At 43.3% G+C, this 20,900-nt stretch carries 20 protein-coding genes; 10 read left to right on the forward strand and 10 right to left on the reverse strand.

All coding sequences use genetic code 11. The features are described 5' to 3' along the window. Nucleotides 1-246 precede the first annotated feature (246 nt). From ACTSEZ_RS03440 to ACTSEZ_RS03455, 4 genes are all read left to right on the forward strand, one after another. Complete coding sequence (locus tag ACTSEZ_RS03440) at nt 247-2,373, forward strand: peptidoglycan D,D-transpeptidase FtsI family protein (protein ID WP_369732811.1); 2,127 nt, start codon at nt 247-249, stop codon at nt 2,371-2,373. A gap of 119 nt (nt 2,374-2,492) precedes the next feature. Beyond that, entirely contained in the window at nt 2,493-3,164 is a 672-nt protein-coding gene (locus ACTSEZ_RS03445; protein WP_369732812.1) for a carboxymuconolactone decarboxylase family protein, read from the forward strand. 43 nt (nt 3,165-3,207) lie between these two features. Continuing rightward, on the forward strand, nt 3,208-3,381 hold the full coding sequence (locus tag ACTSEZ_RS03450) for a hypothetical protein (protein ID WP_369732813.1): 174 nt from the start codon (nt 3,208-3,210) through the stop codon (nt 3,379-3,381). 300 nt (nt 3,382-3,681) lie between these two features. Continuing rightward, the gene (locus ACTSEZ_RS03455) at nt 3,682-5,493 is read left to right on the forward strand and encodes a PAS domain S-box protein (protein ID WP_369732814.1); all 1,812 of its coding nucleotides are present in this window, start codon (nt 3,682-3,684) and stop codon (nt 5,491-5,493) included. A 43-nt stretch (nt 5,494-5,536) separates the two neighbouring features. Here ACTSEZ_RS03455 and ACTSEZ_RS03460 read toward each other — a convergent pair whose 3' ends face one another. Further along, complete coding sequence (locus ACTSEZ_RS03460; protein WP_369732815.1) at nt 5,537-6,685, reverse strand: aminotransferase A; 1,149 nt, start codon at nt 6,683-6,685, stop codon at nt 5,537-5,539. Nucleotides 6,686-6,840: 155 nt separating this feature from the next. Between ACTSEZ_RS03460 and corA the strand changes: the two genes are divergently transcribed. Both corA and ACTSEZ_RS03470 read left to right on the forward strand, forming a co-directional pair. Further along, entirely contained in the window at nt 6,841-7,812 is a 972-nt protein-coding gene (gene corA, locus ACTSEZ_RS03465) for a magnesium/cobalt transporter CorA (RefSeq protein ID WP_369732816.1), read from the forward strand. Nucleotides 7,813-7,905: 93 nt separating this feature from the next. Then, a complete protein-coding gene (locus ACTSEZ_RS03470; RefSeq protein ID WP_369732817.1) occupies nt 7,906-8,469 on the forward strand; it encodes a TIGR00725 family protein in 564 nt (187 codons plus the stop codon). Between the two features lie 226 nt (nt 8,470-8,695). Here ACTSEZ_RS03470 and ACTSEZ_RS03475 read toward each other — a convergent pair whose 3' ends face one another. The 4 genes from ACTSEZ_RS03475 to ACTSEZ_RS03490 form a co-directional block, all read right to left on the reverse strand. Next, on the reverse strand, nt 8,696-8,992 hold the full coding sequence (locus tag ACTSEZ_RS03475; RefSeq protein WP_369733075.1) for a transporter: 297 nt from the start codon (nt 8,990-8,992) through the stop codon (nt 8,696-8,698). Nucleotides 8,993-9,198: 206 nt separating this feature from the next. Beyond that, the gene (locus ACTSEZ_RS03480; protein WP_369732818.1) at nt 9,199-9,396 is read right to left on the reverse strand and encodes a protein YkzT; all 198 of its coding nucleotides are present in this window, start codon (nt 9,394-9,396) and stop codon (nt 9,199-9,201) included. A 131-nt stretch (nt 9,397-9,527) separates the two neighbouring features. After that, nucleotides 9,528-9,992 carry a GNAT family N-acetyltransferase gene (locus tag ACTSEZ_RS03485; RefSeq protein WP_369732819.1) on the reverse strand — a complete coding sequence of 155 codons (465 nt, stop codon included), beginning with the start codon at nt 9,990-9,992 and terminating at the stop codon, nt 9,528-9,530. After that, nucleotides 9,982-10,539: a PadR family transcriptional regulator gene (locus ACTSEZ_RS03490; RefSeq protein WP_369732820.1), complete on the reverse strand. Its 558-nt coding sequence runs from the start codon at nt 10,537-10,539 to the stop codon at nt 9,982-9,984. Before ACTSEZ_RS03490 ends, ACTSEZ_RS03485 begins: the two co-directional genes overlap by 11 nt. A gap of 227 nt (nt 10,540-10,766) precedes the next feature. Between ACTSEZ_RS03490 and ACTSEZ_RS03495 the strand changes: the two genes are divergently transcribed. Beyond that, complete coding sequence (locus ACTSEZ_RS03495) at nt 10,767-12,017, forward strand: ATP-binding protein (RefSeq protein WP_369733076.1); 1,251 nt, start codon at nt 10,767-10,769, stop codon at nt 12,015-12,017. A gap of 57 nt (nt 12,018-12,074) precedes the next feature. Continuing rightward, on the forward strand, nt 12,075-12,560 hold the full coding sequence (locus ACTSEZ_RS03500) for a DinB family protein (RefSeq protein ID WP_369732821.1): 486 nt from the start codon (nt 12,075-12,077) through the stop codon (nt 12,558-12,560). A 283-nt stretch (nt 12,561-12,843) separates the two neighbouring features. On the opposite strand, the gene ACTSEZ_RS03505 is transcribed toward ACTSEZ_RS03500, so the two are convergent. Then, nucleotides 12,844-14,127, reverse strand: coding sequence for an NCS2 family permease (locus tag ACTSEZ_RS03505; RefSeq protein WP_369732822.1), 1,284 nt, complete (start codon nt 14,125-14,127; stop codon nt 12,844-12,846). Nucleotides 14,128-14,381: 254 nt separating this feature from the next. Here ACTSEZ_RS03505 and ACTSEZ_RS03510 point away from each other — a divergent pair, with 254 nt between their 5' ends. Together ACTSEZ_RS03510 and ACTSEZ_RS03515 are read left to right on the forward strand one after the other, a co-directional pair. Then, entirely contained in the window at nt 14,382-15,701 is a 1,320-nt protein-coding gene (locus tag ACTSEZ_RS03510) for an MFS transporter (protein WP_369732823.1), read from the forward strand. Nucleotides 15,702-15,799: 98 nt separating this feature from the next. Further along, complete coding sequence (locus ACTSEZ_RS03515; RefSeq protein ID WP_369732824.1) at nt 15,800-16,702, forward strand: chemotaxis protein; 903 nt, start codon at nt 15,800-15,802, stop codon at nt 16,700-16,702. A gap of 62 nt (nt 16,703-16,764) precedes the next feature. On the opposite strand, the gene ACTSEZ_RS03520 is transcribed toward ACTSEZ_RS03515, so the two are convergent. The 4 genes from ACTSEZ_RS03520 to ACTSEZ_RS03535 all read right to left on the reverse strand — a co-directional run bounded on the left by ACTSEZ_RS03520 (nt 16,765) and on the right by ACTSEZ_RS03535 (nt 20,838). Next, nucleotides 16,765-17,232: a YkyB family protein gene (locus tag ACTSEZ_RS03520; protein WP_369732825.1), complete on the reverse strand. Its 468-nt coding sequence runs from the start codon at nt 17,230-17,232 to the stop codon at nt 16,765-16,767. Between the two features lie 82 nt (nt 17,233-17,314). Continuing rightward, nucleotides 17,315-18,838 (reverse strand): HD domain-containing phosphohydrolase, encoded by a 1,524-nt coding sequence (locus tag ACTSEZ_RS03525; RefSeq protein WP_369732826.1) that lies wholly within the window; start codon nt 18,836-18,838, stop codon nt 17,315-17,317. 126 nt (nt 18,839-18,964) lie between these two features. Then, complete coding sequence (locus ACTSEZ_RS03530; protein ID WP_369732827.1) at nt 18,965-20,254, reverse strand: Mef(A)/Tet(V) family efflux MFS transporter; 1,290 nt, start codon at nt 20,252-20,254, stop codon at nt 18,965-18,967. Between the two features lie 89 nt (nt 20,255-20,343). Next, complete coding sequence (locus ACTSEZ_RS03535) at nt 20,344-20,838, reverse strand: L,D-transpeptidase family protein (RefSeq protein ID WP_369732828.1); 495 nt, start codon at nt 20,836-20,838, stop codon at nt 20,344-20,346. Nucleotides 20,839-20,900 lie beyond the last annotated feature (62 nt).

The following is a 20,900-nucleotide window of genomic DNA, read 5'->3' on the forward strand; positions in this document are numbered from 1 at the left end:
AGTCTCGAAAAAACCTGACAGAAAAGACTTTGCATCGGTTTGAACAGCTGTGAGGCCAAGCATAGACTGGGCTGATGATTTCTAGCATTATCCAGCAAAACTAACTTTTTCATTGAATTGTTTCTTGACAAAAAATTTACCCCCATTTTTGTGTAACAAGTATTACACAAGTGTTACAATAGGGTTGTAATTAGATGAATGAACCCACAATCGGATGAATCCGATTTTGAAAGGAGATAAACTGCGTTGACTGAGCAAGGCAATAGTCAGGCGGATCTGCGGAAATTAAAGAAAAAACGCTTAATCCGCATCAACGTTTTCTTTTTCTTTGTGTTTTTGCTGTTTGTAGCACTTATTATCCGGCTAGGTGTTGTGCAGATTGTCCAGGGAGAGGAATTTTCCAAGGAAGTCAGCCGCACAGAGTCAAACTATGCCAGCTTCCCTGCACCTCGGGGCAAGATGTATGACAGGAATGGAAATGTCCTTGTTGAAAACATCGGTGTAGACGCGATTACGTATACGGTTGAAAAAACAACCAAAGCAAAAGACAAGCTCGAGACTGCTGCGAAACTGGCTTCATTAATTGACGTTCCATCCGATTTTCTGAAGGAACGGGATTTGAAGGACTACTGGGTGGCAGCGAATTCTGAAGAGGCAGCAGACCTTTTAACCGAAAAGGAAAAATCGAAAAAAGGCAGTGAAACCTATAAGCTTCAGATTGACCGGGTACCTGAAAAAGAACTGAAAGCATTACAAGCAAATCCTGCAGAACTTAAAATAGCGGCTCTTTATACCCGTTTTTCTTCCGGCTATGCCTATGAGCCCCAAATCGTAACAGCTACAGGGCTGACGAAAGGCGAAGAGCTGACAAAGGACGAGCTGACCCGAGTGGCTGAAAATCTTGAAGATCTTCCCGGGGTGGATATTATCACGGACTGGAAACGCTCCTATCCTAACGGCGACCTGCTGACAGGAGTGTTCGGAAGTGTGACAACTCCTAAGCAGGGAATTCTCGAAGCAAGAAAATCATATTACACAGCCCGCGGATATGCTCGCAACGAACGGGTTGGGCGAAGCAACCTTGAGTATCAATACGAAGATTATCTGAATCCGAGAAAATCAAAAGTGCAATATGTGACGGACACAAGCGGCAATGTCATTTCCGAATCACTAATCGATGAAGGGAGACGCGGCTATGATTTAAAACTGTCCTTTGACCTTGACCTGCAGAAGCAGCTCGATCAAATTGTCGAAGAAGAACTAAGAGTAGCCCGCGGAAAATCCGGAAATTACCTCGTGGACAGAGCCTTTGCGGTCATGATGGACCCTCATACAGGCGACGTGCTTGCCATGTCGGGTAAGAAGTACAGTTTTGAAGAGGGGAAAGTAAACGATTATATTGTAGGGAACTTTACAACTCAGTATGAAATAGGCTCTACCATTAAAGGGGCAACTGTTTTGGCTGGATATCAACATGGAATTCCAAGAGGAACTTACTATGTTGATACGCCATTAAAGCTAAAAGGTGCCAAAGATAAAAAATCCGTTAGAAATATGGGACCTGTCTCTGACATAACAGCACTCCAAAAAAGTTCCAACGTATATATGTTCAGGATTGCTCTTGAAATTGCAGGGGAGACATACGTTCCAAACGGACCTCTTGATATTTCATCTAGCGATTATCAGCGTCTCCGGAACTATTACAGCCAGTTCGGACTTGGTGTGCCGACAGGAATAGATCTTCCTAACGAATCAATCGGTCTTCAAACAAGTTCAAGTGATCCGGGTAAGCTTGTCGATATGGCAATCGGCCAGTTTGATACGTATACTCCGCTTCAAATGGCTCAGTACGTATCCGTTATAGCTAATGGCGGTTACCGTGTCGAACCGCGGATTGTAACAAGCATACATTCACCGAATGAAGAAAAACAGCTTGGACCGATTGTAACGGAACATAATACAACTATTTTGAATCGCATTAATAACTCACCTGAAGATATAAGACAAGTACAGCGTGGATTTGAAGCCGTCACCAAATCTGGCGGTACCGCAGCAGGAGTTTTTGGCAAATTTGACGTAGCAGGGAAAACCGGAACGTCTCAAACTAGCTACTATGGTGAACTGAGCAAAAAAGCATATTGGGGTACTGCTACAAATAATTTAGCTTTCGTAGGGTATTATCCTGCATCAAAGCCTGAAGTGGCTATCAGTGTATTGGTTCCTTATACTGGGCTGCGGGCAGGGCATCCTGTAAACAAAAATATCGCCAAGCGCGCGATCGAAGCCTATGCAAACCTTGATCCTAAACCGCAGAATCAGGATGCAGACAGTTCGGCTGATGCCTCTTCGCAGGAAGAAGCCGGGCAGGAATAACAGGCAGACTCCAGCTTTCCTTCAAAGGAAGGCTTTTTTCTTTGCCTTTTTTTCTGAAATCTGAGTAGCCCGTTATATAGTAGGAAAAAATAGGTTAAATCAAAGAAATGAGGGATCACATGGGATTTTACTCTCCCGAAAACATTCAGCTTATGAAGAGGTTTCCTGATCTTGCGCCTGAGCTTTATCAGTCATATACTGCATTCAGCAAAGCGGTGCTGAGTGACGGACATTTAACGAAAAAGGACAAGGAAATCATTGCTGTCGCTGTTTCTCATGCAACGGAATGTCCATATTGCATTGATTTTCATACGAAAAAAGCAAAGAAAGAAGGGGCAAGTGCGGAGGAATTATTTGAAGCAGTTATGGTCTCGGCTGCAATCGAAGCAGGCGGTGCCTATGCCCATAGAATGCAGATGCACAGGGCATACGACGGAGATGCTGCAGATGCATTTTATAAAAGCTCTGATCTTGCTGATTTAAAAACGATGACCGATTTGACTCCGGAAATCGGGGCTTCGGCCCATGCTTTTTTTTCTAAGGCAATGGCTGCGGGCAAGCTTTCAGCCAAACAAAAGCAGCTGATTGCAGTGGCGGTGGCGCACACGTCAGAATGTCCCTATTGCATTGCCTCCCATACAGCAGGTGCCAAACAGGAAGGCTGCTCTAAGGAAGAACTGGCGGAAGCGGCAATAACAGCAGCGCTTTTAAGGTCAGGCGGCGTTGTCACACATGCGGTGAATATGCTGAAATCCTTTGAGGGTGAAAACGAAAACTCTACACATAATTGAAGCGCGCATGCCAAAACTAAGGTAAGTAAAAGGAGGGAAGAACATGTCTAAAACAAACAAAAACGATGCTGATCAGAAGAACAAAAAAGGCTTTGACTCAAGCAAAACGGACTCTGAGTTCAGCAATGAACTGGGCAGTGCCGCTACAAACCGTGCTCACAAAGAAAAAGCAAAGAAAGAAAAAGCTTCAAAAAATGCTGGTGAATATAAAGGGTAAAAGCAGGCCGGATCCCATACCGGCTTGCTTTTTTTATGACCGCCGTTTATCAATCATGACAACCTGCGCTGGCTTTCCAGAAAAAATTAACTTTTTCAGGAAATCATAAAGGAATTTTGAAAGACAGAATCGAATTTTGTTAAGTAAAATCGAACGTTCTGCAGGCGAAGATCATCTGCTTCCTTGTTTCTTCATTTTTCTCCTCTCAGGCTCCCGCATGACGATCATTTTGACTGCTGTTTCCCAAAAGCAGATAGCACGGAATTGTGTTGTGATTCACATATTAAGGGGGGGCAATGCATGAAGCAGGAAACAGAAAGCGAATATCAGGTATTGCCGCAGGCAGAGCTGTTTGCAGTGATGAACGACAGCGGCAGGTTTCAGTTTATGTCTGCAAACAGCGAGGAGCACCTGGGCTTTAAAAGCAGTGAAATGATTGGCACTACATTGAAGGAATATGTTCATAAAGACGATCTTTTTTTAGTGGAGAGCTATTTTTATAATGAACATCATCTTCATCCGTGCACCTTTCGTTTCATGTTAAAGAATGAAACCTATTTATGGCTGGAAGCTGATATTGATTTTATAAGAACAGCAGCTGCAGAGGAAAATCAGATTATTCTTAAGCTGAAAATTCCTAAACCCAGCCAGCATGGAGATCCGTCCAGGCGTGTGCAGCTGAATAATCCCTACTTAAGTGAAGAATCACAGGAAATCAGTGTTCATGCGACAGAACTGCTGAAGAAACTGCCATGTCCCCTGTTTATATCCCAGAAGGGTCAGCTTTGCTATGTAAATCAGGCCCTTATTGATCTGCTTGGAGGGTCCTCAAAAGAAGATCTTCTTGGGAAAGATGTTCTTGATATCATCGATCATGATTATCATGACATTGTAAAAAACCGCATACAAAGAATGCAGCAGGGCTCCTATGTAGGCCTTATTGAACAAACGTGGAGAAGGCTTGACGGAACACCGGTTGAAGTGGAAATTAAAGCGGCCCCCGCCATATATAAAAACAAGCCGGCGGAACTTGTCGTTCTGATTGATATTTCATCACGCAAGAAGTTCCAGAAAATCCTTCAGAAAAGCAGGGAACGGTATCAGCTCCTGATTCAGAATTCCATTGATACCATTGCCGTTATTCACAGAGACAAATGGGTTTTTATTAATGAGTCGGGAGTAAAGCTTTTTGAAGCTGGAGACTATCCTGATATGCTCGGCAAAAACGTCTTTGCCTTATTGGAACAGGAAGATCATGAACAGGTGAGGGAGAAACTCCGCAGTATTGTCGAAGAAAAGTCTGAAGTGGAAGTCACAAAGCAATCCTGGCATACATACAACGGCAGCACAATATATACGGAAATGGTCTGCATTCCCACCACTTATTTTGGCGAAAGGGCCGTTCAGGTCATTTTAAGGGATATTTCTGACCGGAAAAAGGCAGAGGAACTGATGCTTCGCTCTGAAAAACTTTCCGTAGCAGGACAGCTGGCAGCCGGCATTGCCCATGAAATCCGCAATCCGCTGACGGCTATCAAGGGGTTTTTGCAGCTTATGCATTCTTCAAACCGTCACGATCAAGGGTACTACGAAATTGTCTTTTCTGAGCTGAACCGGATTGAACTGATCCTGAGCGAGCTGCTGATGCTCGCAAAACCTCAGGAAAGGGTCCTGAAAAAAACGGACCTAACTGCTCTGGTAAGTGATGTTGCAACGCTTCTTGAAACGCAGGCGATCATGAATAATGTCATCATCCAAACCGTTCCCCAGGAAGAAAAGCTGTTTATCCACTGTGATCAGAACCAGCTGAAACAGGTGTTCATTAATCTGCTTAAAAATGCGATTGATTCCATGCCTAAAGGAGGAGCCATTCAGCTTCGTTTCGAAAAAGCGGAAGGTTTCATTTTTGTGCATGTGAAAGATGAAGGGGAGGGAATACCTAAAGAAGCCCTGAAAAAAATCGGCGAACCATTCTACACGACGAAAGAAAAGGGAACAGGCCTTGGCTTGATGATCACGTATAAAATCATTGAAAATCATAAAGGCAGCATGAGCATTGAGAGCGAGCCTGGAATGGGCACGGTTTTTTCACTGAAGCTGCCGGAAGCTTGAAAGGCAAAAAGCCAGCGAAGCATATAGCGTCCGCTGGCCAATCTTATCGGCTTTTTATATAGTTTTCAAACCGGTCCATCGCCTCTTTTAGCTGTTCAAAGCTGCAGGCATAAGAGATCCGGATGTATCCTTCCCCCAAAGCAGAAAATGCACTCCCGGGCACTACAGCCACTCCCCCATCCTTTGCAAGAGAATAGGCAAAATCAAAAGACGAGGCATTGAAATGCTTGATGCTAGGAAAAATGTAAAAGGATCCGTCCGGCTTTTCAGTCGGAAGCCCCATCTCCGTCAATCTCCTGTACACATAGTTCATTCTTTTTGAATATTCCCCGTTCATAGGTGCTGCATCGTTTTTGCCTGCAGTAAGGGCCTCCAGAGCAGCCTTTTGCGAGATGGAGGATGCACAGGATATGTTATACTGATGCACCTTCAGCAGATGCTTGCTGATGGCAGCCGGAGCGAACACAAACCCGATTCGAAAGCCGGTCATGCTGTGTGATTTTGAAAGCCCGTTTATGACGATTGTCTGATCACGCAGGAAAGATGCGATCGAACGGTGTTTTCCATCAAAAACAAGTTCACTGTATATTTCATCTGACAAAATGAAAAGATCTTTGCCTTTAAGCAGTTCGGCAATTTTCATAAGCTCTTCCTCATCAAGTGTAACGCCTGTAGGATTGGATGGATACGGCAGGACAACACACCGTGTTTTTTCAGTCAGATGCCTGCTGATCAGTTCTGCCGTTAATTTAAACCCGTGTCCGGTTGTATCAGCGTGCACCGCTTTGGCTCCGCACAGTGAAATGATTGGTTCATAGCCGGGATATACCGGTCCTGGCAGAATGACTTCGCTTCCCGGAGAAAGGATGGTCCTGAATGCAATATCAATGGCCTGACTGGCACCGGCTGTTACAATCACTTCATCTTTTCCTTGATAGGAAAGTCCATACTTTTCTTTTACAAAAGCAGCGGCAGCTTCTCTGAGTTCGGGATAGCCCGCATTATGGGTATACGTGGTAAAATCGCGATCAATCGCCTCAATGGCGGCTTTTTTTACATGAGCTGGAGTTAAAAAATCCGGCTGGCCGATTGTGAGTGATATGGTATCCTCAAATTCTGAAACCATATTGAAAAACTGGCGGATGCCAGAGATCTGAATGTTTTTAACCTGCTGATTAATAAGGTGCTCCATCTTGTTCATCCTTTTTCTAAGTAATCAAATAACGTGTTATTCTACCATCATACACAATTATTCAGTCTAATTCACCCATTCTGCGCGTGTTTAGCAACATATTAAGAAGGGTAAAGGTCAAAAATACATTTACCTACAAAGAAAGATGTGACAGAATGATACGTACATTAGCCGTTCAATCCAGCGGGGAGGTTGTTTATGACCTGCCCCTTAAAGAACTGAGAAAACCCGAAATCAAATGGTATTGGGTCGATTTTCAGGATCCTACTGCAGAAGAAACGAAACTGCTGAGCAAATTTTTCCGCTTTCATCCTTTAGCTATTGAAGACTGTGTGGAGTTTGTTCAGAGACCGAAAATTGATACTTATGATACCTATCTGTTTGTTGTCATGCATGCCATCCAGCAAAAAACTCTTGATGCCGAAGAGCTTGATCTTTTTATTGCGAGAAATTACGCTGTTACTTTCCATAAAAAGCCGATCAGGGATTTGAACAATATCTGGTTTAAGCTGAAAAAGGACGAAGGTCTGAAAGAAGGGGGGCCTTCCCTTCTGATGCACCAGCTGATGGATCAGCTGGTAGATGAATATTTCCCTCCTGTCTATAAGCTTGAGGATTTGCTGAATGAGATTGAGGAAAATACAAAGGATCTGACGATCAGCGAATTGATGGAAGGTGTTTTTGATATCCGCACAGATTTGTATAAGCTGAGAAGAACAATCATCCCAATGCGGGACCTGCTGTACAGGATGATAAGCTCAAGCAGTCTGAAAGCCTATATCAGAGATGAGATTTATTTTCAGGATATATACGATCACCTGCTGAAGCTAGTCGAAATGATTGATGCGAACAGGGAGCTGAGCGCGGATATCAGGGACAGCTATCTATCCATCAGTTCAGACAGAATGAACAGAGTCATGATGACATTGACGGTCATCTCGTCCATCTTCCTTCCGCTCACATTTATTGCAGGGCTTTACGGGATGAACTTTCAGTACATGCCGGAGCTTACCGGCAAATACAATTACTTTATTGTTGTGGGCATTATGGTGCTGATTGCAGCCGGAATGATTTACTTTTTCGCGAAAATGGGCTGGTTCAGGTATCATAAAGGAACAAAGCTGTAACGCAAATACACGCTGCCTTCGGGCAGTTTTTTTACGTTTAATTAAAAGAAGGAAGAGGAAAATCATAGTATAATAAAGGAAAAGACTGAGGCGGTGGATGGTTTGAAAAGAATTGCTGTTATTGGCCAATCGGGAGAGATTCCTGCAGAAGTGCGGGCAATAAGTGAAGAAGTAGGAGCTGAAATTGCCAAGCGAAATGCTGTCCTGCTGACAGGCGGCGGAAGCGGAGTGATGGAGGCGGCGTCCAAAGGGGCAAAAGAAGCGGGAGGTCTTGTCATCGGGATTCTTGCAGGAGATGAGACACATGTTGCCAACGATTACCTGGACGTTCCCATTACGACGGGCTTATCCTTTGATTACAGAAGTCTTGTGCTGGTTCATTCCTCTGATGCGATTATTATGATCAGGGGAGGGAATGGAACATTGGGAGAGCTGTCTGCTGCCTATATGAATAAAAAGCCTGCCGTTGTTATTGAAACATCTGGAGGGTGGGCGGCGAAACTGAAGGAAGCCGCATTTGAAGGAGCCTATCTTGACGAGCGCCGGACCGTGGAAATTCACTACGCGAACTCAGCAAAAATGGCAGTAGACAGAGCGTTCTTAAGAATCGAACATCCGCTTGATGAAATGAAAAATACAGGGATGATCGGAGATTAATAAAAATAAAAGCGGACGTGCTGTTTGGCCGTCCGCTTTTCGTGTGATTTCTTTACTATGCTTAGGAGTTAAGAAGTCATTTCGTTCATTGCGCTCTGCACATTGTCTAGCTCCAGCGCCTAACTCCTCGGCCAGAACGGCTCCGCCAAAAAAAGCAAAATCGGCTTTTTCCGGCGGAGCCTTTTCTGTCCTTCGGAGCTAAGCAAGGCGCTTCCGCTTTTCTGGGCTACCTGCAAGAAAACGAAGCAATCCGCTGAGTGTCTATTCCGAAATAGTCCCATCTGAATTGGCGCGGTCTCCATCTGTACCCTGCGACGGATGTTCTGCCGACAAAGGTCGGGTAGAACCAAAAGCTGTTTCCATTGTTAAGCCAAACGTACGTAAACCGGAAAAGACATCCGCTGATGGCTCCCGGGTCTACTGCAAAAAGTGATGGACTTTGCTGTGGGATCTGACTTGGAGGCGGTCCTGTCGGTGCCTGCGTTCCTCCTCCTCCAAACCCTGGCGGCGGACCAGGCGGCATACCTCCTCCAGGACCAAAGCCTGCTCCCGGAAAACCTGGAAATCCCTGACGATCGTATGGATTGTACATATAAACATTCCTCTCCTCATTAGCCTACAACACACAGTATGCATCAACGGGGAAGGGAGTGAATGGTATACAGGACTTCGCGCAGCAGCACGCAAAAAGGAACACTTCTTTGAGTGTTCCTTTTTGCGTACGGGACATTAATAGCCGAAATCCCAATCCATCTGCTCCTGCCAGACGGCGAAATGAAAGGGAGGAAGAATCATTGTTCTGCCGTTCACTTTACAGCTGCACGACTCTGAGCCGGCATTTTCTTTTAATTGCACATATATTTCTTCAGGAACATCCTCAAGAACAGTCATATCCTGATTTTCATGAAACAGCACTACGGTTCCCACCGAAAAAACACCTTCTTTTACTAGAGATCACTCAAAAAACACATTTAGAATTCTACCATGTTTTTGAATGAAATCTGCCGCTGAAAAGAAGATGTCATAAAATCGCCAAATCGAAATCGTTTACAGGAGGTTTAAAGGTATTTTTTCATTTTGTACTGAATGAAAAGCATGGGATCAATAGATACGTAGTGTTCGGTTAAAACGGAGTAGCCCCTGTTCAAGAAAAAGGGCCGGGCTGTAATTCCCGTATTGAGAGTGACCTTTTTGTGGCCCGAATCTCTTGCCGTCTTCTCGAGTGCCTCAAGAAGGGCAGATCCGGTTCCCGTCCTTTGATGGTCTTTATGAGCATATAAAAAATGAATGTCTCCGTTATGCGTCAGTGTGCCAAAACCTGTTATTTTTTTATTTATTACTGCAAGGAGTGTTGTGTTCACTGAAAGCAGGTCTCCCCAATTTTCATAATGATCCCGACTTTTTGGAGCCAGTGCATGGATATGATCAGGTGAATAGTCTCTGCCATTAATCTCATTGACTGTATCAATATATAAATTGATGACAGATTCAAGATCTTTTTGTTCAAATAATCTAATCTTCATCAGCACCACCAAATATGTTTAATTTTTCTGCACGCGCATCTTTAATTAAATCCGTTAACCAGGCAAGTTCTGCTTCTCCATGCAGGATTGATCCCCTGATTAAGTGAATAACAGCTCTCGGAAGCCTCTTATATAAATCAAGAATTCCTTCAAGCTCTGCCACTCTTTTTTTTGTCAGCTCCACTCTCTTTTCAAGAACTTCTGCCACTTCCTGAGGATTGCTGTGGAGAGTAAAAGCAACGCCCGTAAAAAGCGGGTGATACAGATTTGAGTCGCTCGACAGTTCGTCCAGAATCATTTTGTGAAAGAGCTTTTTCCCTGATTCGGTAATCGAATAGATCGTTTTATCAGGCCTGTTCGTATCTTTAATAATATCAACAATTTCAATATGCTCTTTCTTGTAAAGCTGTTCAACTGCATAATACAGGGAGCCTTTCTGCAGTTTCATAAAGTGGTCCATATGTCTTTGTTCCATAATCTGCTTCATTTCATAGGGATGGGCATTTTGTTCCATTAAGAGCCCAAGTATGACCAATTTCATTGACATACAGCATACCTCGCTTTACCGAAGCTGTGTTTCTTTATCAGCTTACTTTGATTATATAGTCTAGTTTGACCATTTAGCAACGATTTTACATGAAGGTTCACTAATTCGATAAAAGGGAAAGGTATCGGTAGGAATGTAAATGAACCATCTATCTATTTTCTGTTCTATCCTGTAAAATAAAGTGTTTGAAAAAATAGTTCCTTTATGGAGGAATACGTGTGCTGCAAATGATTAAACCGCTATTGGTTAATATAACAATTCTTTTTTCCCTAACCTATAATGCAAACCTGTTTTTTCCGTTTCATTCAACGCAAAAGCAGGCATTAAAACAGAAAATCATTTACGGGCTGATCAGCTCATTTGGCGCTCTTCTTTGCATGGCGTACCCGATTGAAACACTCGGGGACACGAACTTTGATTTGAGAATGGTTGTTGTAATGATTATTACCCTGTATTCCGGCTTTATATCAGGTGGAATTGTTCTTATTGTAACATGCTTTGCCAGATTTTTAATCGGAGGAGAGTTCTATCTGATCGGGATTGCTGTTACAGTCTTTGCCTATGTTATGGCACTGCTGTTCAGAAGGGCGTTTCTTCAGTCAAGCAATAAATACATGTCCGGAAGCATCATTTTTGCCGTTTATTTTGCTGTCTATATCCTGATCATTTACTCTAAGATGAATTTTCTGGGGCTTCCTTTTTATTTTGTCTATTTCCTGACCTTTTACTTTTCATGTATTTCGATGATTTATATTATTGAAAGCCTTATAAAAACAAATAAGCAGTTTGATGAAATGGTTTATATGGATAAACTTACGACAATTGGCCAAATGGCAGCCGCCATTGCCCATGAGATCCGCAATCCAATCACAACGGTGAGAGGATTTATCCAATATATACAGCAGAATACAGGTGATGAAAATCTGAAGAAGTTTTCACCTTTGATTTTGGAAGAACTGGACCGGACAAACAAAATTATTACAGATTATCTGCTGCTGTCAAAGCCCGGAAATCGTGAAATGACGAACATTGATATTGATGATGTGCTTATAGACAGCATAGAGCTGCTGAAACCGCTCGGGTATTATTCCAATGTCAGCCTGTCTTTCGAATCTGACGGGAGAAATGAAGTATATGGGGACATCCATCTCCTTAAGCAGTCTTTCATGAATGTGATTAAAAATGCAATTGAATCCATTGAAGACAGCGGAGAAGTAGAAATAACCAAAATAACGAATGATGCAGACGGCACCATCAGCATTGCCATCAGTGATAACGGAAAAGGAATGACAGAGGAAGTAAGAAAAAACCTCGGTTTGCCGTTCTATACCACAAAATCAAAAGGCACCGGTCTTGGATCGATGATCACAAACAGGCTGATCCGGGAAATGGGCGGCACAGTCGAATACCAAAGTGAGCTTGGAAAGGGCACCTGCGTAATCATTAGCCTTCAATTATATCAGGAAATGAATCACTGACATAAGAAGGAGAAACGTACGTTCGGAGAGAATGTATAATGGAAAAGGGGGAGACTGATGAAAACATTAGACGAAATGTATCAGCATTATTCTGACTTTACAAACTGGGTCATCTCATTGGAGTTTACAAGCGAAGAGCTATGGCATCATCCGATAGATCATGGAAAATGGTCCGTAGCTGAATTGATTTCACATCTGATTTCATGGGACAGGTTTACTCTTGAGCAGAGACTGCAGAACATACATATGAACGCTGTTTTAGATCCATTCCCTGATATTGAGGCAGTCAACAGCAGGGCAGCAGTGTATGCGAAAAGCGGAATTGGGAAGAAGGCGCTTATTCAGGAGTTCGTAAAAGCGCGGTCTGCCGTTGTTGAGGAATTCCGGTCTTTTACAGGAAAAGAATGTGATTTTAAATTCAGCATCGGAGATCACCCGTTTACCATTGCAGGCTATATGGAAGAGTTCATTCATCATGACCTCCATCATAAAGCACAGATTGACGCATTTCTGAACAAAATGGAGAAAAGCAGGACATCATGATGTCTTTTCTCATGCAGGCCCTCGCCGTTGCCGGTGCTATATTCCTGTTTACAGCTTTGTATATTGTGATAAGAATGATTAAGAAGCAGTAAAAAACCCAGTTCAAGTTGAACTGGGTTTTTGTATTGGACTCCCGGAGCAAAACGGGCGATTCCGCTTTTCTCATTGTCCAGCTCCGCCTCCCAGCCCTTCCGTCAGAACAAAATCCCCGAAAAAGTCAAAACCGGACTTTTCCGGGGATTTCTTTTCTGCCTGTCAGGGCTAAACGGGAGGCTCTGCTTTTCTATATACTATGTGTAATAAAATTCGCCAAAAACAGCACCGCGATGATGTAGAGCGGCAGCGCTACTTCGTTTGTGCGTTTCATGGCAAGTTTTAAGATTGGATACGCAATGAATCCAAAGGCCATTCCGTCTACGATGCTGTAGGTAAGGGGAATGAGTGCAATGATCAAAAAGGCCGGAAAGCTTTCCGTAAAATCTTTCAGATCGATGTTTTGGATATTCTGAATCATCAGCCCGCCGATTAAAATTAAAATAGGGGCAATTGCACTGTCTGGAATCAGTTTAAGATATGGCAGAAAGAACAGTGAACCTAAAAACAGGAATCCTGTTGTTATGGCAGTCAGTCCTGTGCGTCCGCCTGCCTGAATGCCTGCAGCTGTTTCGACCGTGCTTACTGTTGGACTTGTTCCGAATAAACCCGCTGTAATGGCAGATATGGCGTTTGCCCTGAGCGAACTGCTGTACCTGTCTTGTCTGCTGATCATATTAACGTGTCCATGAACAAGGCCGATGTTTTCAAACACAATGACCATCGTGAGTGAGAAAGTGGCCGTCCAGAATGCGAGATCTGCTGCCTGATTAAATGACATGGCGCCAAAAACCTGAGTATACGACGCTGCCGAAAAGGAGGCACCGCTGCTTTTAGAGCTGTCAATCAAGCCGAATCCTGCAGCGATTGCTGAACCGGCAAGTATGCTGATCAGGAAATTGCCCGGAATGTTTCTGGCAAAGAGCACAATCGTGATCACTAATGTAATCAACGTAACGAAGACATGGGGGTCTGTAAAATCACCCAATTTGACAAACGTTGTCTCGCTTCCGGTGACAATACCGCCTTTTTGCAGACCGATAAACGTGAGGAATATTCCAATTCCGACCGTAATCGCTTCTTTCAGCGAATCAGGTATGGAAGCGCTGATGATGCCAGAGAGCTTCGTGAATGCAACAAATGCAAAAAGAAGTCCTGAGACAAAAACGACCGCAAGACCTTCCTGCCAGGAGAGTCCCATTGAACCGCAGATTGTGTAGGTGAATAACGCATTCACCCCCATCCCTGGAACTAGAATTATCGGTGTTTTTCCAATAAAGCCCATCAGTACGCAGCCAACGAAAGATGTAAGAATGGTTGCGATAATGCCTGCTTCAATCGGAATGCCCGCGTCAGCCAGGATCGCACCGTTTACGGCTACGATGTAGACAATCGTAAAAAAGGAAATCATTCCTGCGAGCAGCTCTTTTCTGACTGTCGTGTCATGTTGCTCAAGCTGAAAGTACTTATGCAATTTTTAACCCTTCCTTAAAAAGTAACCCTCGACCCAACCCGTTCAACCGGCATCAGCCGATTCACATATAGCATTATACCAAGAGGGAAGACTTTGTGCATTATCTTTATTTGTCATTTTCTGTGAGAGTCTTTCCTATCATGACTCTTATTAAACATACAGGAAGTCGTTCACGTTAATTTTTTGTAAACGGGCAGGTGGCGGCTTCCTATTTAAAGAAGTTAACCATACAAAAAGAAAACGGAGGATGCAAAATGGCACAATTAGAAAAGCCTGACACGGTGACTCTGCAAAAGGAGAGGGCATGGAGACTGTACCTGTCGCTCCCCATTCTGTCATGGGCGCTGTATGATTTTGCGAACACCATCTTTTCATCAAATATTACAACCATTTTCTTCCCTTTTTATCTTCAGGAAGTAATTGGCGCAAACGAAAGACTGGATCAGATTGCAAGTTCATTCATATCCTATGCCAATGCAGCAGCAAGCTTCCTGCTCGTTCTGTTTTCTCCGCTGTTTGGCGTATTAATTGACAGATCGGGGAAAAAGAAAGCATATATTATTCCTTTTACCTTAATAACCGTGCTGTGCACCATACTTATGGGCGTTTTTGGAATGACAGAGTTTTCTTATACGCTGTTTGGACTCCCCGCCGGTTTAGTGTACGTTATTTTGCTCTTTATCATGGCGAAATTCTTTTACCATTCAAGCCTGATCTTTTATGATACGATGATTTCTGATTTAGGCACTGGAAAGCAGATTCCTCTAATATCAGGATTCGGTGTTGCAGTAGGATATGTCGGGACCCTTGTCGGCCTTAGTGTTTATCTGCTTATTGGAGATTCAGGCTTTCATAAGGCATTTATTCCGACAGCCCTTCTTTTTCTGGTCTTTTCACTTCCGCTTTTTTTCTTTGTAAAAGAAAAGCCTTTTGCGGGTAAACCCGAAAAGACGGGATTTTTGGATGGCTACAGAGAAATTATCCGGACCTTTAAGGAAGTAAGAACGTATAAAGCCGTTTTTTTATTCATGATTGCCTATTTCTTTTTAAACGATGCCATCGCCACAGCGGTAGCGATGATGGCTGTTTATTCTAAGGCCATTGTAGGATTTTCTTCAGGTGAATTTATTTTGCTGTACCTTGTCTCAACGGTGGCAAGCATAGCCGGCTCTTTTCTTTTTGGATATATAACAAGGGCATCAGGAACGAAAAATAGCATCATGTATGTCGGAATCATCCTGGTCATAGCACTGGCATTTGCTGCATTTGCTGTTAATGCAGCCATGTTCTGGGCTGCTGGAAGTTTATTCGGAGTTTCTCTTGGAGCTATGTGGGTCACGTCAAGGACATTTATTGTAGAATTGACGCCGGAAAACAAGAGGGGACAGTTCTTTGGGCTTTTTGCCTTTTCCGGCAAGGTGTCATCCATTGCAGGGCCGCTTCTTTACGGAACTATTACACTTGTTCTTGCAGATTACGGTGATCTTGCAAGCAGGATTGCCATTGGCTCTCTGATGATTCTTGCAGGCATCGGGCTTGCTGTCCATATGTTTGTTCCTGACAATGAAGCGTAAGCCTGAGATTTCCTCAGGCTTTTTTTTATTGTCCGGTTGAGAAAGATCGAATTGTTCCGATATATAAGGTATGTGTAACTATAGAGAGGAAGAAAACGATGCAGCAGACAGAGATATTATTGGAAAGCGGCACAAATGAGCTTGAAATCGTTGAATTTACTGTAGCAGGCCTGAAATTCGGGATTAATGTCATTAAAGTGAAAGAAATCATCCAGCTTCAGACTATGACAAAAGTGCCTCATGCCCATCCGAATGTTGAAGGCATTACCGAGCTGAGAGGGGAAGTTTTACCTGTAGTGGATACAGCAAAAGCACTTGGCCTGGGGGAGAATCCGAATTCTTCTGCAGACAAGCTGATTGTGACGGAATTTAATAAACAAAAGGTCATCTTTCATGTGCATGGCGTCACTCAAATTCACCGGATTTCTTGGAGCCTGATTGAAAAACCGTCCCGGCTTTACCAGGGTCTCGAAAGTCAGATTACAGGAGTCGTGAAATGGAACGGCGAAATGATTCTTCTGCCTGACTTTGAAAAACTGATTGTTGAGATTAATCCGGAATCAGGCATTCATTTAAATCAAATAAAAAAGCTCGGCAAGCGCGAGCGGTCAGATAAGAAAATAGTCATCGCAGAGGATTCGCCATTACTCAGAGGGCTTTTGCATGATACGCTGCAGGAAGCGGGATTTGTAAATCTGGAATTTTTTGAAAATGGCAAAGACGCACTGGACTACCTTCAAACGCTGTGCAGTAATGGCGGTGCATTAAAAGATGAAGTGCAGCTGGTGATTACAGACATTGAAATGCCGCAAATGGACGGCCACCATCTGACGAAGCGCATCAAGGAACATACGACGCTTGCGGTTTTGCCAGTTCTCATTTTTTCTTCGCTCATAACAGAGGATCTTAAACATAAAGGAAGAAAAGTCGGGGCAGACGGGCAGGTAAGCAAACCTGAAATTGCTGAGCTTGTTTCCATGATTGATCAATATATTCTTTAGATTGCAGTATAAATGAGAAAGAGCCATTTCCATATGAGGAAATGGCTCTTTCTTATTTTTCTTCAATAGCTCTCGCCCAAGCGTTTAAATACAGGTTTTTTGTATGTAGGTGCAGGTTTATTGGTAGAAGGGCGGTTTGAAACCGACTCCTTTACGCCGACATACTGCTGAAGCAGTGCTTTTGCTTTTGCCAGGGATAAATGTATTTTTGGATTTCGGTACGACTGATTCAGTGAACCGAGATGTGGGAGATTTTCGAAGTCATCTTTAGTGGGAGGCATATGAAAATAATATTCTCCGGCAGATATAAGAACGTCTGACTGTTGTTTGCTGTTTTTAGGATTATTGGAAAAGTGCAGTCCTTCTTTTTTTGCTTTTCCTTCTGTTAATAGTTTTTGAAGTGCCCGTTTTTTCAGCATATATAAAAATTTCGGGTCTGGCGCCGTCTTAGCATGGCGGTTTACGATATAGATTGCTTTTGCTACATTATCTGTCGTTGGTTTAAGCGGCTGATTTCGCTGATCGTCCATTTTCTCTCTCCTTTGCACAGTTATTCGCTTATTCTAAATTATACGTTTCCAGGTGTAAAATGCAAACTTAATCTAAAATCAATCACCCGTTTTCCCGGTTTTCGTTCATCAGCTGACGTTCTGAAAACGAATTCATGATCTTTAGAAAATAATCCGCATAAACAGGATCCCATTGGGTGCCCCGGCCCTCTTTAATAATGGAGAGCGCTGTCTCAGACGGCATCCCCCTTCTGTAAGGCCGGTCAGAGGTCATCGCATCATAGGCATCAGCAACGGCCATAATCCTTCCGAAAAGAGGAATGTCATTTCCGGCAAGACCTTCAGGGTACCCGTGACCGTCAAATCGCTCATGATGATATTTGACGCCTGGTATGAGCGGCCGCAGCATTTCAGCAGGCTGAACACTCAGGAGAATTCCGGCGCCTATGACCGGATGTTTTTTTATTTCTTCATACTCCTCCATTGTCAGGCGTCCTTCTTTCATGAGAATGCTGTCTTTTATGCCGATTTTGCCTATATCATGAAGAAGCGCTGATTTCCTCAAATCATCAAGTGTTTCTTCGCATAAACCTGCTTCCCTGCCAATCATAACGGAGTATTCCGCTACTCTGATGGAGTGGCCCGCGGTATAAGGATCTCTTGCATCAAGAGCGGAAGCAAGTGTTGTGTACAAACTTTCGAGAAGCTGATTATTGATCTGATCACGCTCTTTGAGTCCGCGTATCATTTTATTAAAACCTGCGATAACCGTTGCAAATTCATCTGAGTAAACCTCATTCCGGTAATGGAATTGCCCCTGTTCAACCTCAGCCATGCCCTCCTGAAGCTTCTCAATAGGTTCAGAAATGTTTTTAAACAGCAAAAAAGAACCAAACACTGCAAACAGCACAGACATGATTACGATCAGCATAGACCAGCTCCAGTATTCAGGCAATCCCGGGGAGACATTCTCCTTAAAACGCAGCTGTGAAGCAAGAGCAAATAACAGCAGGGGATATACACCAATGTAAATGGCGCTGAACATTACTTTGGATTTTAAAGAGATGGGGATTTCCCGATCTGGTACAAGATCCTTCCCATAAAGCATCAGACCTTTATTGCGGAGGGTAATAAGCATAGGCTTCACCGCTTTGGAGCATAAAAAGAATTCAATGACGCTGTGCATGCCCGCAACTAAAAAAGTGACTGCAAAAGCAGGAAGAATGTATGATAGCGGGATATTCAGCAAGTTATTGTTGATAAGGTAGATTCCAAACATACATGCAGGAACAGAAAACCCAAAAAGATGCGGACCCAAAATTCTGTATACACTTAAAAGGGGAAAACGATGAGTCTGTCTGAAAGCAGCATCCAGTGTATCTAAAGAGGTATCACTCTCTTTGAAAACGTTTTTGATCGGTGCGATGTGTTTCCGGAACAGTGCCCATTCACATAGGCTCATGCAGATAATCGAACACAAAAGCAGCAGCATAAGCAGCATGACTTCAGATGGAGTGATTGTTAATGTAGTAAAAATAAGAACGGAACCCACGCCAAATACAGCTAATAAAGAAGCAGTAAAATTATGAATGATCAGCTTTGTTATAAACTCTTTATATATTGTCAATTCAGGACCCAACTTTCAGTCAATACTTCTTTAGTAATATCGGCTGTTTTTTCTGAATCTTTACCGGGACACTGAAAACTTGAAAAAAAAAAGACAGCAGATGAAGTCTGCTGCCTTGAAAACGTCTTATGAAATATGGATCTGTTCTTTTCCTGTCCGCTGTGCAAGTTTTTTCTGGGAATATTCAAGTTCTTTGCTTAGCTTTGGCAAAGTAAGGGCATAGAAAAGGAAAACGAAAAGGATCACAGTGGCCATTCCATAGTAGAGATATTCAATATTGCTGATGAATTTCGGAAAGACTACCGCAATAATGCCAAGGGTCAGGGACTGTGCAAACATCATCAATGGGTCTGTCCATCCGCTTACTCTGCCCATCAGTTTTGGATGTACGATTTTAGGCATCCAGCCCCCAATGGCAACATTAATCGGTCCAATGCATGTCCCAATAATGAACACAGTGGCAAGAAAAATGCCAAGATGATCGGTCAGACCAAGCATGAAAATCAGAATGCCGCTTACGAAAATCGGATAAATCATCATTTGATGCGGCTTGAATTTCGAAGACATAAGTGTACCGATGAGGCTTCCCGCCAGAAGGCCGGCTCCAAGAGAAATTGCGAAAAATGACGCATACTTTTCGTAATTGTCAGGCGACAGCTCGTATTTCATAGTGAAAATCGGAAGGATGGAAAAAGCACCATTCACAAACCCGAAAACAAAGAAACCGAACACGAGCGAAGCAAGCAGTTTGTTTTTTACAATATACAGAATGCCGTCTTTAAAATCGCGGTAAGTGGAAGAAATACTGAAGTCTTTCCATTTCGCTTTTCCATTCGGAAGCCTTGCCTCCATGGGGATTTTGCATCGCCGGATGAGTATTGCAGAGATGACAAAGCTGATAAAGTCGAAAGTCACGGCACCCTTCAGTCCGATTGTCTGATAGGCAATTGCACCGAGCCCAACCCCGAAAACCATAAAGATGCTGAAGAGAATCTGGTTCAACCCTGCAGCCTGCGCATACTGCTCTTTGCTTAAAATTCCCTGCACGAGGCTCGCTTCCGCAGGATAGAAGAATTTTGTCACTGCACTTCTTAAAAAGAGCAGGAAGAAGATAAGCGGGATGGAATTCAAAAACAAGGAACCAAACAGAAGCACAGTCAGAAATGCTCTGATCCAGTCACAGTTTTCAGCTACTTTTTTTCTGTCAAAACGGTCTGCAACCACCCCGACCAGAAAGAAAACAAACAATGTTGGAAGTGAATACATCAGTTCTGCCAGTGTCGCATAGGACGGCTGGTGGCTGAAACGGTCCAATAAATAAAAGGCAAAGGCCATATTTCCGATAGTAGTGCCCATTTGCGAAGCGAGTGCGGCAAAAAAGAGCTTCACAAAATTTCTGTTTTCAAAGATTTTCATTATGCTGCTCCTTATTTTGCAGGATAGTAGTCACAGTAGTTATTATAATAGAAACATGTTCATTTTAACATAAAGGTTTTGTAAAAATTTTACTGGCGGATGGATACCCTTGTTCCGTTCGGGACAATGGACCCCAGTTCAAGGACATCTTTGTTCTGCATGCGTATGCATCCTTTTGAAACAGCCTTTCCAATTGAGCTTGGATCGTTCGTTCCGTGTATGCCGTAATGAATTTTTGACAGGCTGAGCCAAAGCACTCCAAACGGACCTCCCGGATTAGGCTGGCGGTTGACAATGACAAATTCTCCAATAGGGGTTCGTGAAAGAATTTTGCCGACAGCTATCGGATAGACTTTCATCACTTGTCCTCTATTCAGCAGAGTCAGCTGTCTGCGGCCAATCGATATCATGATGCTGTAAGGAATGGAGGAAGGCTCAGGCAGCCCGGGAATAATCAGAGGCTGTCCAGCGGTTAATTTATTTGGATCTGACAGCTGATTCGCAGTAATGAGAACTGCCGGGCTGATACGGAAGTCCTGGGCTATGGAGGTGAGAGTCTCACCGGGTTTTACAAGATAGATCATCTGTTTTCACCGCTTTGTTTGTGATGAATACTTCGTTTTATATGATTAGGCTCCGGATTTGT

This window comes from Metabacillus mesotrionivorans (assembly GCF_052171315.1).
Taxonomy (GTDB): Bacteria; Bacillota; Bacilli; order Bacillales; family Bacillaceae; genus Bacillus_P.